Origin of the sequence: Exiguobacterium abrahamii, from assembly GCF_015645365.1 — a bacterium.
GTDB lineage: Bacteria > Bacillota > Bacilli > Exiguobacteriales > Exiguobacteriaceae > Exiguobacterium_A > Exiguobacterium_A abrahamii.
Genome location: NZ_JADOYC010000001.1, coordinates 637,953 through 652,742 on the forward strand (window position 1 = coordinate 637,953; position 14,790 = coordinate 652,742).

Here is a 14,790-nt window from a genome sequence, read left to right on the forward strand (position 1 = left end):
TATTTACCCGAACGAATAAAACTAAAAACGGTGAAAGGAGACATTTATTTGGGACATCAAGAACATATCAAAGCAAAACTATCCCTTTTGCCTGATGAGCCAGGATGTTATCTGCACAAAAATGAATTCGGCGAAATCATCTATGTCGGAAAAGCAAAAAATCTCAAGAACCGAGTCCGCTCCTATTTCACGGGAGCACATGATATTAAAACGGAACGTCTCGTCGCGGAAGTCCGTGACTTCGAATACATCATCACAGCCAGTGAACTAGAAGCGTTGTTGCTTGAGATGACACTAATTAAGAAACATGATCCGAAGTACAATATCATGTTGAAGGATGATAAGTCGTATCCGTACTTGAAAATTACGAATGAGACCTATCCTCGCTTGATCACGACGCGTAAGTTAAAAAAGGATGGTGGTCATTATTTTGGTCCTTATCCGAATGCGTATGCGGCGAACGAGACGAAACGTCTGTTAGATCGTTTATATCCGCTGCGTAAATGCCAACCGATGCCGAAAAAACTTTGTCTGTACTACCACATCGGTCAGTGTCTCGGTCCATGCGAAATCCCGAATCTCGAGTCGGAACAAAAAGCGCTCGTTTCGGAAATCCGACGTTTCTTGTCGGGCGACACGAAAGAGCTTGTCGAAGACTTGAAACAGAAGATGGCGGACGCGGCCGAAACGATGGAATTTGAACGTGCCGGAGAATTGCGCGATCAAGTACGGGCGATCGAGTCGATCATGAACAAACAAAACATGATCACAGCGGATTTGACGTCACGCGACGTATTCGGAATCCATGTCGATAAAGGTTGGATGTGTGTCCAAGTCTTCTTCCTTCGCGGCGGAAAGATGATTGAACGTGATGTCTCGCTTTTCCCGATCTATGGTACACCAGCAGAAGAGCTCGAGAGTTTCATCGTCCAGTTCTATGAAAAGAACATCAAGCCAAGTGAAGTCTATGTACCGCCACTCGTCAATCAGCTGTTGCTCAAAGAAGCGCTCTCGATTAAAATTCACGTTCCGGTCCGAGGATCAAAACGGAAATTACTTGATTTAGCGACGAAGAATGCTGAAAATGCGATCTCGGAACGTTTCGAGTTGTTAGCGAAAGATGAGAAACGGACCGTTCAAGCAGTCGACGAACTCGCTGATGCAATCGACGTTCATCCATTGTCCCGAATCGAGATCATCGATAACGCGAACATTCAAGGGGCGGATGCCGTTTCGGCGCTCGTCGTCTTTGAAGACGGTAAACCACTGAAAAAAGAATACCGAAAGTTCAAGATCCGGACCGTTCAAGGACCGGACGACTATGAATCGATGCGGGAAATCGTGCGTCGGCGTTATCGACGGTTGTTACTCGAAGGAGCGCGCCTTCCGGACCTCGTCCTGATTGACGGAGGAGTCGGACAGTTGAATGCTGCTTTAGAAGTCATTCAAGATGAACTCGGCTTATCCCTGCCGGTCGGCTCATTAAAAAAAGATGACAAACACCGGACGAGTCAATTGTTGTTTGGAGAAGATGCCCGTCTCGTCGAACTAAGTCCGCGTTCGAGTGCGTTTTATTTGCTCCAACGCATGCAAGATGAAGTCCACCGGTTCGCGATCACGTTCCACCGCTCGCTCCGCTCGAAAGGGATGACCCGTTCCTTGCTCGATGAGATTCCAGGAGTCGGACCGAAACGACGCCAGCAGTTGATTCGTCATTTCGGATCGATGCGCAGCCTGCGACGCGCAACGATCGAACAGTTGGCGGAAGCAGGATTACCTGTCAAGTTAGCGGAAACCGTCGCTGAATATTTAAGCCAAGCGAATGAAGAATGAAAAAATGCCGTCCTCTTGAAGAGGGCGGCATTTTAAAATAATTAGTTGTTGATGTACTTCTCGTAGTATGAACCGAAGTCACGCTGGTTCCACTGATGGTAGTGACCTTGTAGCCACTCGAAGGATTGTTCAGACAACTCCTTGAATGTTTGCGGTACGTTCATATCACCTTGACGAAGTCCGCCGAGAATCGTGACCGAATGATTCAATGAGCTGTTTGCGAACTCGAGCATCTTTTGTCCTTCATACTGTTTTTCAGCAATAGCAAGAAGTGTTTTGTAAAGATCCTTCACATGTTCGAGTTGTTTCTTATCGACGTCGATCGAGTAATGTTTGCCACCGATCTCGAATTTAATCTCGACATCAAGATCGACCGTTCCCGCCGTTTCGAACATGACGTGGCGAATCGGATAGTGTGCGTACGGATAGCGATACAAGACGCGTTTTGAACTGACGGCACTTTCGCCATCGAGGTGAATCAACGCCAGATTCGTAAAGCAATACTCGTCAGATTTAGATTTGATCAAGAAGTAGATTTTCTCGCCGTCTTCATGCAAGACATAATCATCAGCGGCTGCCTTGTCGAAATCATCAGGATGAATGACTTGTCCAATATCACTGAATCCCGTTAAATCTGCTGCTAGTTTTTTGAACATGTGAAGTTCCTCCTCGCGATTTGTGTACGAATGATTTTACGAGCACTTACTGCAAAAGGTTTCATGAATCTATTTCGATGTTGAAAATTAAGATTCCTGTCACGTTCTATGTAAATTTCACTTGAGTGGTTCAAGTGGATCTTTAGGATCGATTTGAACCGTGATTTGAACGAGCTCTTTAGTTAACTCGGCATATCCTTCCGCGACACATCCGTTAAAACGGGAGAACTGTTCAGCGAGGAACCCTGCTTCGAGTTGGAAGTACCCTTGTGGTCGTTCGTCTCTCGTCGTATCAGGAGGAGACAGCACGAATGAGATGACCGTTCCTTTACGTTTCTTGATTTCGAGCGTTCCCCAACCTGCTTGTTCAAAAAATGAGGCTAATTCAGATTCATCTACGACAGGGAATTGACGCGCTAGACGTTTACCTGCCCAGTAGATGACTTGCCGATAATCCGATCCGAGAAGATCGGTCAGCACATAATCTCGGATTAATTCGATACCGAAAAGTGGTGTTTGATTTGGTGTAGCATCCATCATGATTCACTCCTATCTGTGAACCATTATACCGAGATGATTCTTGTCGGTCATTGTTTTCCTAAAAAAATTTGCAGTTAAATGCAACGGCTCGGGTTGTCTTCTAAAAAGGACAGGAGTAGAATAAGTGATGAAAAGACGAATTTCCTTATGAAAGCGCTTTTCTACCAAAATGCGCCAACGGTTGATTGGCAAACAAAAGGGGGGATTTGGATGGCGAATCATCGTGATTTCGTGAGTCGTAAGATACACTCACTGCTCGGCGTCATTCCAATCGGGTTATTTTTACTTTCGCACTTAACGACGAACTACTTCATCGTACGTGGTGAGGAAGACTTCAATAAGGCCGCGGAATTCGTGGGGAGCGTTCCGTATCGATTGTTCTTAGAGATTTTTGTCATCTTCATTCCAATCATCTTGCATGGTGTCTACGGTGTGTACATCGCATTCACCGGTTCTGCGAACACGGGACGATATACATACTTCCGGAACTGGATGTATGTACTGCAACGGTTCAGCGGTGTATTCCTTGTCGTGTTCATCACATGGCACGTTTGGGAGACGCGGATTGCCGCTGCGATGGGAACAGAAGTTGATGCAAGCATGATGCAGAACATCGTCGATAACGGATTCATGCTCGCGTTTTATATCGTCGGGATCTTGGCGACGACATTCCACCTTGCGAACGGACTTTGGACGTTCTGCATCACATGGGGAATCACGCAGTCACCAGCATCTCAACGGGCGATGTCTTACGTAGCAGCACTCGTATTCATCGGTTTATCGTTTGTAGGCGTACGCTCGATCTTAACGTTTGCAGGCGTGTTGTAAGGAAAGGGGAACTGACAACATGGCGAACAAGAATCTTGTCATCATCGGCGGAGGGCTTGCCGGTCTGATGGCTACGATAAAAGCAGCAGAGCAAGGCGTACCAGTTAAATTATTCTCACTCGTACCCGTCAAACGCTCACATTCTGTTTGTGCACAAGGTGGCATCAACGGAGCGGTCAATACAAAAGGGGAAGGCGATTCACCATACCAGCATTTCGATGATACGGTATACGGTGGGGACTTCCTCGCAAATCAACCACCTGTTCAAAAAATGGCGGAAGCAGCGCCGAAAATCATTCATATGTTCGACCGAATGGGCGTCATGTTCAACCGGACACCGGAAGGCTTACTCGACTTCCGACGTTTCGGAGGAACGTTGCATCACCGGACGGCATACGCTGGGGCAACGACAGGACAACAACTGTTGTACGCATTAGATGAACAGGTTCGTAAGTTCGAAGCGCAAGGTTTGGTAGAAAAATATGAAGGATGGGAGTTTCTTCGTGCCATCATCGATGACAATGGCATTTGTCGTGGAGCAGTTTGTCAAAACCTCCGGACGATGGAAATCGAGGCATTTGCCGCGGATTCTGTCATCCTCGCGACAGGTGGTCCTGGGGTCATCTTCGGAAAATCGACGAACTCGGTCATCAACACAGGACAAGCAGCAGCAGCTGTCTATCGTCAAGGAGCAATCTATGCGAACGGTGAATTCATCCAAATTCACCCGACAGCGATTCCTGGAGACGATAAGCTACGTCTCATGAGTGAATCAGCACGTGGTGAGGGCGGTCGCGTCTGGACGTATAAAGATGGTAAGCCTTGGTACTTCCTCGAAGAAAAATATCCAGCGTACGGAAACCTTGTTCCACGAGATATCGCGACACGCGAGATTTTCGATGTCTGTGTCAATCAAAAACTCGGCGTCAACGGGGAGAACATGGTCTATCTGGATCTATCGCATAAAGACGCAAAAGAACTCGACGTCAAACTCGGTGGGATCCTTGAAATCTACGAGAAGTTCGTCGGTGATGATCCACGAAAAGTACCGATGAAGATCTTCCCAGCTGTTCACTACTCAATGGGTGGACTATGGGTCGACTACGATCAAATGACGAACATCCCTGGATTGTTCGCAGCGGGTGAATGTGATTATTCGATGCATGGTGGTAACCGTCTCGGAGCGAACTCACTTCTCTCTGCGGTATACGGCGGAATGGTCGCTGGACCATCAGCCATCGCTTATATGAATGAACTCGAGACATCGGTTCATGAGATGAGCGAGGACGTCGTCGAAGCGCATAAGATTGAAGAGATCAACCGTTTCAACGATATCTTATCAATGGAAGGTACGGAAAACGCGTATCAAATCCACCGTGAGCTTGGAGAAATCATGACGGACAACGTCACGGTCGTCCGGTACAACGATAAGCTCGAAGAGACACTGACGAAAATCAAGGAACTCCGCGATCGGTTCACGCGTATCTCGGCTACGGATACAGCACGTTGGAGCAACCAAGGGGCATCGTTCATCCGTCAGCTCGATCACATGCTTGATTTAGCTGAAGCGATCACACTCGGTGCCTTGAAACGTGACGAGAGTCGCGGAGCGCACTACAAACCGGAATTCCCGGAACGTAATGATGAACAGTTCTTGAAGACGACGATGGCGCGTTATACGAATGGTCATCCAGAAATCTTCTATGAAGACGTCGACACGTCGTTGATTCCACCACGGAAACGCGACTACAGCAAGAAGTCGAAGAAAGAGGTGAAAGCATAATGGCGACACCACTCGAATCATCTACTACGCAAAAATCGGTTCAATTCATCGTTCAACGTCAAGATGGACCTGATGGTAAACCGTATGATGAAGCGTTTGAAATTCCGTACCGTCCGAACATGAACGTCATCTCTGCTTTAATGGAGATTCGCCGGAATCCTGTGAATGCAGCCGGTGAAAAAACGACACCAATCAACTGGGACATGGGTTGTCTAGAAGAAGTCTGTGGCGCTTGTTCGATGGTCATCAACGGTACACCACGTCAGTCGTGTACGGCACTCGTCGATAAACTCGAACAACCGATCCGTCTTCAACCGATGCAGACGTTCCCGATCGTTCGCGACCTTCAAGTCGACCGTCAACGCATGTTCGATGCGTTGAAAAAGGTCAAAGCATGGGTACCAATCGATGGAACGTACGATTTAGGACCAGGACCGCGGATGCCAGAAAACAAACGCCAATGGGCATATGAGTTATCGAAATGTATGACGTGTGGCGTGTGTCTCGAGGCATGTCCGAACGTCAACGATCGTTCGACATTCATCGGACCAGCATCGATTTCACAAGTTCGTCTATTCAACTCGCATCCAACAGGTGCCTTCCACAAGGAAGAACGCCTTGAAGCGTTGATGGAAGACGGTGGGATCATGCAGTGTGGTAACGCTCAAAACTGTGTCGAGGTTTGTCCGAAAGGGATTCCACTGACGACTTCAATCGCAGCGATGAACCGTCAGACGACACTACATTCATTCAAGAAGTTCTTCGGCAGTGATGAAGGACGGACAGGTGAAGCCGTTAGTTCATGATTTATCAAAGAAGGAGCTTGCTCCTTCTTTTTTCATTCAGACAGGAGGAACTCATTGTGCGCGTACCAGCTTATATTCCAGAACTTGAATCATGGCTTGAACAGATGAGACATGGCACACGACTCGACGTCGCTGTTCGTTTCGCGGAGACGGATGCCTATGGTCATATGAATAACCGGGTACCGTTCGTCTATTTTGAGGACGTTCGGACATTGATGTTAGAGGAAACAGGATATTCGCTTGCAGAAGACGGCATCATCGTCGTTGCGGATGCCCAGTGTAACTATATTCGCCAAGTCTACCCACGGGCACGTCTCGCTGTCTATGCGTACCCGGTACATGTCGGTAGTGCCTCGTGTGACGTCCACTATGCGGCATTTGATGAGCAAGGTGAACTGATGTTCACAGGACGGACATCGATGGTACAAATCGACCGTGCCGGGAAAGCATTCCCGTGGAGTGAAGCATATAAAAATTCCTTGCAGAATCGATTCGAATCCGTTATCATTTGATAATGAGTTCACATATTCGAAAACGACTCACTAGTACGTTATTAGTGAAGGGAGATTTCTTAATCATGGAAAAAACATTCAAAGTCATCGCGGATTCAGGCATTCACGCTCGTCCGGCTACTCAGCTCGTCAACACAGCTTCTAAATTCCAATCAGACATCAACTTGGAATACAACGGGAAGACTGTCAACTTGAAGTCAATCATGGGTGTTCTTTCACTCGGAATCGCGAAAGATTCAGATATCAAAATCGTTGCAAACGGTGACGATGCTTCTGAAGCAATCACGACTCTTTCAGATATGCTGACTAGCGAAGGTCTTGCTCAGTAATCCTGTAATCGTACATTCTCGGACGCCGGTCTTGCACCGTCGTCCTTTTTTGTTACCATAGGAATGAGAGAAAGAGGTGGAGAAGAGTGAATCGAGCGATTGGAGTACTGGATTCCGGAGTCGGTGGGTTGACGGTCGCACGTGAATTGATGCGACAGTTGCCCCATGAGCGAATCATCTATGTCGGGGATACATTACGGTGTCCGTATGGTCCTCGCCCAGAAGAGGAGATTCGTGAGTTTACGTGGGAGATGATTGATTATCTCGTGCAACAAGATGTGAAATTGATCGTGATCGCCTGTAACACAGCCACGGCTGTCGTCCTAAAAGAAGCGCGAGAACGTTTAAATATACCTGTCATCGGTGTCATTGATCCTGGGGCCCGTGCGGCAGTCAAGGTGACGCGTACGAAACGAATCGGTGTCATCGGAACGAAGATGACGATTACAAGTAATTCCTACGAGAAGGCGTTACGCCACGTCGAAGGACAAGTCGTCGTCGAATCGTTAGCGTGCCCGCCATTCGTTCCGCTCGTCGAGTCGATGCAGACAGACGGTGCGTACGTCGAACGTGTCGTTGCCAATACATTACGACCATTGATGAATTACGATATGGATACATTGATCCTCGGGTGCACTCATTACCCGCTCCTAGCAGATGTGATTGGACGGGTCATCGGACCAGGCGTCCAGCTAATCTCTTCAGGAGACGAGACAGCGCTCGAGGTAGCAGCACTACTTGATTACAATACGATTTCAGCAGATGTGACACAAATTCCGGAACATCGTTATTACGCGACAGGCGATATCCGCTCATTTGATCAGATTGCGACGGACTGGCTCGATCAGACCATCCATGCGGAGCGCATCGTGCTTGGAACGGAGGAAGATTAAATGCGGATAGACCAACGAACGGCGGATCATCTCCGTCCTGTTCAATTATCGATTGATGTCAATAAACACGCAGAAGGTTCTGTCTTGATTGAACTGGGCGATACGAAAGTCCTCTGTACGGCGACCGTCGAGGAGAAGGTGCCACCGTTCCTTCGCGGTAAACGCCAGGGCTGGATCAATGCGGAATATTCGATGTTGCCACGTGCGACGGCTCAACGGACCGCACGAGAAGCCGTCCGCGGCAAGCAGACGGGACGGACGATGGAAATCCAACGTCTCATCAGCCGCTCGCTTCGAGCCGTCATTGATTTAGAGAAGCTCGGGGAACGAACGATCTGGATCGATTGTGACGTTATTCAGGCAGATGGCGGTACACGAACGGCATCGATCACTGGTGGTTTTTTGGCACTCGTCCGAGCAGTCGATCAATTGATTCAAGCGGGAAAACTGACAGATACACCGATCAAAGAGGGCATCGCAGCCATCTCGGTTGGAATCGTCGAGTCGAATGTCTTGCTCGATCTATGCTATGAAGAGGACGCTGCGGCGGAAGTCGACTTCAATCTCGTCATGACCTCATCGGGTAAAATCGTCGAGATGCAAGCAACAGGAGAAGAGTCGACATTTTCCCGTCAAGAGATGCTCGATATGCTCGAACTTGGGGAAAAAGGAATTAAGGAGCTGATTGATGCTGGTCGTGAGGCACTCGGTGTCTCTTGGTGGTATGTAGGAGAAGAAGTGGGGGAACATAGATGAAAGTCATCGTCGCAACACACAATGCAGGTAAAGTGAAGGAACTTGAAAGCATGCTGGGTCGTCTCGGTTATTTGGTCGAATCGTTACTCGATCACGCTGATGCTCCGGAAACGGATGAAACAGGTGAGACATTCGAGGAGAATGCACTTTTAAAAGCAACAGAGGCAGCAGCCTACTTTGGTCACGCGGTACTTGCTGATGATTCAGGTCTTGAAGTCGATGCTTTAGATGGCGCTCCCGGCGTCTACTCGGCACGCTTCGCGGGTCTTGAAAAGTCGGATGCGGCGAACAATGCTCTACTACTGGAAAAGTTAGAAGGTGTTCCGGAGGAAGAGCGGACGGCGCGCTTCGTTTGTGTACTCGCGCTAGCGAAACCAACGGGTGAGACATTGACGGTTCGTGGGACGATGGAAGGGCGAATCGGTTTTGAAGCGTCGGGTTCGAACGGGTTCGGTTATGATCCATTGTTCGTCACAGAAAGCGGACAGACGGCTGCTGAATTGACGAAAGAAGAAAAAGCGATGATTAGTCATCGTGGCAATGCATTGCGTAAGCTCGAACAGGACTTAACTACTTTCTTAGGAGTGTGATGAAGATGAGAGCGTTGATCGTTAGTGATAGCCATGGACTAGAACAAGAACTGCTTACGATATTCGAACGTCATCAAGACGTGGATGCGGCATTTCATTGTGGGGACTCCCAATTGACGCGCGACATCGAATCATTATATCCATATCGTGTTGTGCGAGGGAATTGTGATTACGGACACGATTTTCCGGAAGAAGTCGTATCGGAAATGGACGGTCATACCATCCTTTGTGTCCACGGACATCGTCAGGACGTCAAATACAGTCTAGATGTCTTACAGCATCATGCGAAGGAAAAGCAGGCGGACATCGTCTTATATGGTCATTCCCATGTGGCGAAGGCTGAATATCGGGACGGCGTGTTATTCATCAATCCAGGTTCAATCCGGATGCCACGTCACCGACCAGACAAGACGTATGCGATTCTTGAAGTGGATCAAAACCGTTATTCTGTCGATTTTCTTGATGTGAATGGCGATCGAGTGAATGCCCTGCATCTGGACGGAACATTTTTGTAATAAAATAAATGCAATGTTTGTAATGTGATTGACACGAAAGAATTGTTCTAGTATAGTTTATTCGTGTTGACACGTCCCAATAGCTCAGCAGGATAGAGCAACGGCCTTCTAAGCCGTCGGTCGGGGGTTCGAATCCCTCTTGGGACGCTATAATTAAAATAGAGACTGCCCTTACGAGGGTGGTCTCTTTTTTTTATTCCGATTTTCGATTATAATTAAGGTATCATGAACTCGAAAGGGATGAACGCAATGTGGAAGGAAGTTGGAGCAGTCCTCGTGCTAAGTACGTTTCTTGCTGGATGTAGTGAGATTTCAAATACAATCGACGATGCAAAACAACAAGTCAACGATGTAAAAAATAGTGTCGATTACGCTGGAGAACTTCAAGGCATTGCAAAAGATACAGCACAAGTCACGTCAGATTTGTCAGCTTCCTTGAATGAGGCAGCTACGACAGCGCGTGAATCTGCAAACCCTGAACAGGCACTCGATCAACAAATCGAAAAGTTGAAGGAAAACGGAACGATTGATCAGTTCAATCAAGAACTGGATCAAATCGATCAACGATTAGCGGGACTTGAAAATCCGCCGCAAGAATTGCAAAATTTAAGTGCAAAACTCGAGCAGTACGTGAATCAATCGGAAGACATCGCTCGATTACTTGAAGCTGACGTCTCATTAGATACATTGAATCGATTAGGAATCGAGCAGGCAGGACAACTTCAAGAAGCGATTACGAACTGGACGTCTTTACTCGATCCATTTACGAAATAAGAAGTTGAACATGAAGGAGTGCCGGAATATGGGGACATCGCGCTGGATGGAACATGAACTAGAAGTAGAGCGAGCGCGCATTCTTCGTTTGCCCGCTTCTAAACAAGAACAATTAATTATGGAATTAGAGACTGACCAATTGACAGGAGAAGATGTCTTACACCGGCTCTATGTCATTCAACCACTCTTAATGCATGACCGGGAACGATTTGAAACAGTGGCAGAACGTTTTCTTGAAGTCGAGGGTGTCGAGCAAGTGCTCGCACTCTTTCTTTATGAACTCGGAGAACGTTATCCGATGAAACTCGCCTTGCGCTCGGCGTCACCGTATCTGCCGTATGGGCTCGCGCTTCGATTAGACGAAATCAAACAACAGATGCGTGTTCGCGAACAAAAGCCGGCAGTTCAAAACAATCCTGTTGCGCAACGTGAGGTAACATCAGCAACGAAATTGATACATGTGTTGCGACACGGCAGTTGGGTCGAACAAATGCGCCAATTGACCGGTAGAGAATTCGAACGGACATCTGAGCTCATTGCATACATCACACAAAAATACTTACAGGCGCAAGAGACAGAACATCAAAGTTTACTCGTCATTGATCAGTTATTAGGAAGCGTGCTTCATCACGTGTCCTATCCGGTAAGCATTCATGTGCCACACGTAGATGTAGACTGGACGATCTCGTCACGTGAAGAGTTAGAAGAAATCCTGCTAGTACATCAACAGGAGCAACAAGCGTTACTGGCATCGATGCATACGTTAGAGCGAATGGATCCGTTTCGAGCGTTGCTCGTCCTGCGATCGGATCAATTGATCCATCTTGAAGAGCGAGAACGAATCGGATCAGACATGGAGAAGTGGCTCGCAGCATGCGAAGAACTCGCAGGTCTGACATTTGAACGTGAAGAACCGGAACGTATCCTCAGTCCGCTGGCGAAGCAGTTATATCGAGCGGCACATATCCTTTATCCGGAAGTCATCGCATTCGAGCAGATTTACTTCGATTGAGACATCTGGAAACGATTCGTTCAACAGTGGTAATCGTCAGAACGATTGTGCTATAATGTGACTTGTTGTACACACATGTACGCTAATTGACAATTTTGGAGGGACTCAGCATGACTGCAAAATGGGAAAAACAATCAGGTAGCCTCGGCGTCCTCACGTATGAAGCGCCTGCTGAAGCATTTGATAAAGCGGTAGACCAAGCGTTCAAGAAAGTCGTTAAGACTTTGAACACACCTGGTTTCCGTAAAGGAAAAATGCCACGCGCAATGTTCAACAAAATGTACGGTGAAGAAGCACTGTACCAAGATGCACTCGATATCCTTTACAAGGACACAATCGAAGGTGCAGTCGTCGAATCAGGAATCGAGCCAATCGCGCTTGAGAACATCGACGTTGAAACACTCGAAAAAGGCAAGCCAGTCGAATTCAAAATCACGTTCGTCATCGAGCCAGAAGCTACACTTGGTGAGTACAAAGGTCTTGAGTACACAGCAGTTGAAACGAACGTTACTGACGAAGACGTCGACGCTGAACTCAAAACATTACAAGAACGCGGTGCAGAACTCGTCGTTAAAGAAGATGGCGTCATCGAGAATGGCGATACAGTCGTATTCGACTTCGCAGGTTTCGATGGGGAAAACCAATTCGACGGCGGAACTGCTGAGAACTACTCACTCGTCATCGGTTCTGGAAACTTCATTCCTGGATTCGAAGAGCAAATGGTCGGTTTAAAAACTGGCGAGCAAAAAGATCTTGAAGTGACATTCCCAGAGGAATACCACGAAGCATCACTCGCTGGAAAACCAGTTACATTCAAAGTAACGATCCACGAAGTTAAAGCACAAGAGCTCCCTGAATTGACAGATGAGTTCGCAAAAGAAATGGATGAAGAAGTTTCTTCACTCGACGAGTTGAAAACAAAAATCCGTACGCGTCTCGAAAACACACGCAAACAAGAAGCTGATGCTTCAATGCGCGATGAGTTAGTCGAAGCGGCTACGAAAAACGCGACAGTTGATCTTCCAGAAGTCATGGTCGAAAACGAAGTCGAGCGTATGGTTCAAGAGTTCACACAACGTATTCAATCACAAGGCATCGACCTCAACATGTACTTCCAGTTGACTGGAACGACAGAAGAGGCAATGCGTTCTGAAATGAAAGAGCAAGCGGAAGAGCGCGTTAAAGCACGTCTCGTCCTCAAGCAAATCGTTGCTGACGAAAAAATCGAAGTAACAGATGAGGAAACTCAAGCTGAACTTCAATCAATGTCAGAACTCTACAACATCCCTGCGGATCAACTTGAAACGATGCTTGCACCACAAGGTGGTCTTGAAACGCTTAAAGGCGATCTTCAATTCCGTAAAGCTATCGATGTTCTCGTCGACAACGCAAAAGCAAAATAAGCCATTTCATGGTTTTCGATCGACTTCAAGCCCAATTTCTGGTCTTGGAGTCGATTTTTTTGTACGATAGGTCAAACAAGGACAAACGATCCTTGGTTCAGAACATCAAACTGTAAATCGTTCGTCCAGGATTTGAAAGACTTTCCTTGTTCATGCTACAATCATAAATAGTAAAACGTGAGACGGGATGCTACAGGCGTCCATACAATTTCCACGTTAAAGGGGTGGACCTTTATGTTTAAATTTAACGAAGAAAAAGGTCAGCTAAAATGTTCTTTCTGTGGAAAGACACAAGAACAAGTACGCAAACTTGTTGCTGGACCTGGCGTTTACATTTGCGACGAGTGTATCGAACTCTGCAATGAAATCGTAGAGGAAGAACTCGGTACTGAAGAAGAAGTCGAGCTGAAGAATGTTCCGAAACCGCATGAAATTCGTACGACACTTGACGATTATGTCATCGGTCAAGAGAAAGCGAAGAAATCGTTGTCTGTAGCGATGTACAATCACTACAAACGAATCAATGCTGGTGGTCGCGCAGATGATGTCGAGCTCTCAAAATCGAACATCGTCATGATTGGACCAACAGGTAGCGGTAAGACACTTCTTGCCCAAACGATGGCACGTATCTTGAACGTACCGTTTGCGATTGCAGATGCAACAAGTTTGACGGAAGCCGGTTATGTCGGTGAAGACGTCGAGAACATCCTATTGAAACTCATCCAAGCTGCGGATTACGATGTCGAGAAGGCTGAAAAAGGAATCATCTACATTGATGAAATCGATAAGATTGCTCGTAAATCAGAAAACCCGTCGATTACACGTGACGTATCTGGTGAGGGTGTCCAACAAGCCTTGCTGAAGATTTTGGAAGGAACGGTTGCGAGTGTACCGCCACAAGGTGGACGGAAACACCCACACCAAGAATTCATCCAAATCGATACGACGAACATCTTGTTCATCGTCGGTGGCGCATTCGATGGTATCGATCAGTCGATTAAACGTCGTCTTGGTAAAAAAGTCATCGGATTCGGAAACGATTCAGAGAACCGTAACCTTACACAAAAAGAAATTCTGGCAGCTGCATTACCAGAAGATCTTCAAAAGTTCGGTTTGATTCCGGAGTTCATCGGTCGTTTGCCGGTCATGGCGACGCTCGAGCCACTTGATGAAGAGGCACTCGTTCAAATCTTGACGAAACCGAAAAACGCCCTCGTGAAACAATATAAGAAAATGCTTCAACTCGATGATGTCGAACTCGACTTCACGGAAGATGCACTTCTTGAGATTGCAAAACTTGCAATCGAACGTAAAACAGGTGCGCGTGGTCTTCGTTCGATCATCGAAGAAACTATGCTTGATATCATGTTCGAAATCCCATCACGTGAAGACATCGCGAAAGTCATCATTACAGCAGAAACGTTGACTGGTAAACGCGGTCCAACGCTTGAGTTGAAAGATGGTACAATTGAACATGGGAAAGAAAAAGAAACGGCGTAACACCGTGACAAATCGGCTCGGAGGCTACTTGTACGCCTTTCCGAGTCTTTTTGTTTAGGA

The 14,790-nt window shown here is 47.1% G+C and carries 16 protein-coding genes and 1 tRNA gene; 15 read left to right on the forward strand and 2 right to left on the reverse strand.

The features are described from left to right. Positions 1-48: 48 nt before the first annotated feature. Positions 49-1,833 (forward strand): excinuclease ABC subunit UvrC, encoded by a 1,785-nt coding sequence (gene uvrC / locus ITJ88_RS03130; protein ID WP_195864637.1) that lies wholly within the window; start codon positions 49-51, stop codon positions 1,831-1,833. A gap of 41 nt (positions 1,834-1,874) precedes the next feature. Here the strand turns inward: uvrC and ITJ88_RS03135 are convergent, their stop codons facing one another. Beyond that, on the reverse strand, positions 1,875-2,489 hold the full coding sequence (locus tag ITJ88_RS03135) for a PH domain-containing protein (protein WP_023468990.1): 615 nt from the start codon (positions 2,487-2,489) through the stop codon (positions 1,875-1,877). A 117-nt stretch (positions 2,490-2,606) separates the two neighbouring features. Beyond that, a complete protein-coding gene (locus tag ITJ88_RS03140) occupies positions 2,607-3,026 on the reverse strand; it encodes a YslB family protein (RefSeq protein WP_195864638.1) in 420 nt (139 codons plus the stop codon). A 213-nt stretch (positions 3,027-3,239) separates the two neighbouring features. Between ITJ88_RS03140 and ITJ88_RS03145 the strand changes: the two genes are divergently transcribed. From ITJ88_RS03145 to clpX, 14 genes are all read left to right on the forward strand, one after another. Further along, on the forward strand, positions 3,240-3,857 hold the full coding sequence (locus tag ITJ88_RS03145) for a succinate dehydrogenase cytochrome b558 subunit (protein WP_035406385.1): 618 nt from the start codon (positions 3,240-3,242) through the stop codon (positions 3,855-3,857). Positions 3,858-3,876: 19 nt separating this feature from the next. Continuing rightward, positions 3,877-5,640: a succinate dehydrogenase flavoprotein subunit gene (gene sdhA, locus ITJ88_RS03150; protein WP_195864639.1), complete on the forward strand. Its 1,764-nt coding sequence runs from the start codon at positions 3,877-3,879 to the stop codon at positions 5,638-5,640. After that, complete coding sequence (gene sdhB / locus ITJ88_RS03155) at positions 5,640-6,446, forward strand: succinate dehydrogenase iron-sulfur subunit (protein WP_023468986.1); 807 nt, start codon at positions 5,640-5,642, stop codon at positions 6,444-6,446. The genes sdhA and sdhB overlap by 1 nt, the downstream gene beginning before the upstream one ends. A gap of 56 nt (positions 6,447-6,502) precedes the next feature. Further along, entirely contained in the window at positions 6,503-6,958 is a 456-nt protein-coding gene (locus ITJ88_RS03160) for an acyl-CoA thioesterase (RefSeq protein ID WP_195864640.1), read from the forward strand. A 65-nt stretch (positions 6,959-7,023) separates the two neighbouring features. Then, positions 7,024-7,287 carry a phosphocarrier protein HPr gene (locus tag ITJ88_RS03165; protein WP_012371023.1) on the forward strand — a complete coding sequence of 88 codons (264 nt, stop codon included), beginning with the start codon at positions 7,024-7,026 and terminating at the stop codon, positions 7,285-7,287. Positions 7,288-7,373: 86 nt separating this feature from the next. Beyond that, positions 7,374-8,180, forward strand: a complete 807-nt coding sequence (racE, locus tag ITJ88_RS03170) for a glutamate racemase (protein WP_023468984.1) — start codon at positions 7,374-7,376, stop codon at positions 8,178-8,180. Then, positions 8,181-8,936: a ribonuclease PH gene (rph, locus tag ITJ88_RS03175; RefSeq protein WP_195864641.1), complete on the forward strand. Its 756-nt coding sequence runs from the start codon at positions 8,181-8,183 to the stop codon at positions 8,934-8,936. Further along, positions 8,933-9,526, forward strand: coding sequence for an XTP/dITP diphosphatase (locus tag ITJ88_RS03180; protein WP_195864642.1), 594 nt, complete (start codon positions 8,933-8,935; stop codon positions 9,524-9,526). The genes rph and ITJ88_RS03180 overlap by 4 nt, the downstream gene beginning before the upstream one ends. A 5-nt stretch (positions 9,527-9,531) precedes the next feature. Then, positions 9,532-10,041: a metallophosphoesterase family protein gene (locus ITJ88_RS03185; protein WP_195864643.1), complete on the forward strand. Its 510-nt coding sequence runs from the start codon at positions 9,532-9,534 to the stop codon at positions 10,039-10,041. A gap of 73 nt (positions 10,042-10,114) precedes the next feature. Then, positions 10,115-10,188 (forward strand) — tRNA-Arg (locus ITJ88_RS03190). Between the two features lie 93 nt (positions 10,189-10,281). Further along, positions 10,282-10,815: a hypothetical protein gene (locus ITJ88_RS03195; RefSeq protein ID WP_230088510.1), complete on the forward strand. Its 534-nt coding sequence runs from the start codon at positions 10,282-10,284 to the stop codon at positions 10,813-10,815. Between the two features lie 28 nt (positions 10,816-10,843). Beyond that, positions 10,844-11,827 carry a hypothetical protein gene (locus tag ITJ88_RS03200; protein ID WP_195864645.1) on the forward strand — a complete coding sequence of 328 codons (984 nt, stop codon included), beginning with the start codon at positions 10,844-10,846 and terminating at the stop codon, positions 11,825-11,827. 110 nt (positions 11,828-11,937) lie between these two features. Further along, complete coding sequence (gene tig / locus ITJ88_RS03205; RefSeq protein WP_029342286.1) at positions 11,938-13,230, forward strand: trigger factor; 1,293 nt, start codon at positions 11,938-11,940, stop codon at positions 13,228-13,230. A gap of 234 nt (positions 13,231-13,464) precedes the next feature. Beyond that, positions 13,465-14,730, forward strand: coding sequence for an ATP-dependent protease ATP-binding subunit ClpX (gene clpX, locus ITJ88_RS03210; RefSeq protein ID WP_023468977.1), 1,266 nt, complete (start codon positions 13,465-13,467; stop codon positions 14,728-14,730). The last annotated feature ends 60 nt before the right edge of the window (positions 14,731-14,790 follow it).

What these genes read in the sequence shown, in the direction of transcription:
- ITJ88_RS03135 (WP_023468990.1), bottom strand. Translation starts at nt 2,489, where the DNA reads ATGTTCAAAAAACTAGCAGCAGATTTAACGGGATTCAGTGATATTGGA.
- sdhA (WP_195864639.1), top strand. Translation starts at nt 3,877, where the DNA reads ATGGCGAACAAGAATCTTGTCATCATCGGCGGAGGGCTTGCCGGTCTG.
- ITJ88_RS03200 (WP_195864645.1), top strand. Translation starts at nt 10,844, where the DNA reads ATGGGGACATCGCGCTGGATGGAACATGAACTAGAAGTAGAGCGAGCG.
- ITJ88_RS03180 (WP_195864642.1), top strand. Translation starts at nt 8,933, where the DNA reads ATGAAAGTCATCGTCGCAACACACAATGCAGGTAAAGTGAAGGAACTT.
- ITJ88_RS03140 (WP_195864638.1), bottom strand. Translation starts at nt 3,026, where the DNA reads ATGGATGCTACACCAAATCAAACACCACTTTTCGGTATCGAATTAATC.
- clpX (WP_023468977.1), top strand. Translation starts at nt 13,465, where the DNA reads ATGTTTAAATTTAACGAAGAAAAAGGTCAGCTAAAATGTTCTTTCTGT.
- ITJ88_RS03185 (WP_195864643.1), top strand. Translation starts at nt 9,532, where the DNA reads ATGAGAGCGTTGATCGTTAGTGATAGCCATGGACTAGAACAAGAACTG.
- ITJ88_RS03195 (WP_230088510.1), top strand. Translation starts at nt 10,282, where the DNA reads ATGAACGCAATGTGGAAGGAAGTTGGAGCAGTCCTCGTGCTAAGTACG.
- sdhB (WP_023468986.1), top strand. Translation starts at nt 5,640, where the DNA reads ATGGCGACACCACTCGAATCATCTACTACGCAAAAATCGGTTCAATTC.
- ITJ88_RS03165 (WP_012371023.1), top strand. Translation starts at nt 7,024, where the DNA reads ATGGAAAAAACATTCAAAGTCATCGCGGATTCAGGCATTCACGCTCGT.
- tig (WP_029342286.1), top strand. Translation starts at nt 11,938, where the DNA reads ATGACTGCAAAATGGGAAAAACAATCAGGTAGCCTCGGCGTCCTCACG.
- ITJ88_RS03145 (WP_035406385.1), top strand. Translation starts at nt 3,240, where the DNA reads ATGGCGAATCATCGTGATTTCGTGAGTCGTAAGATACACTCACTGCTC.
- rph (WP_195864641.1), top strand. Translation starts at nt 8,181, where the DNA reads ATGCGGATAGACCAACGAACGGCGGATCATCTCCGTCCTGTTCAATTA.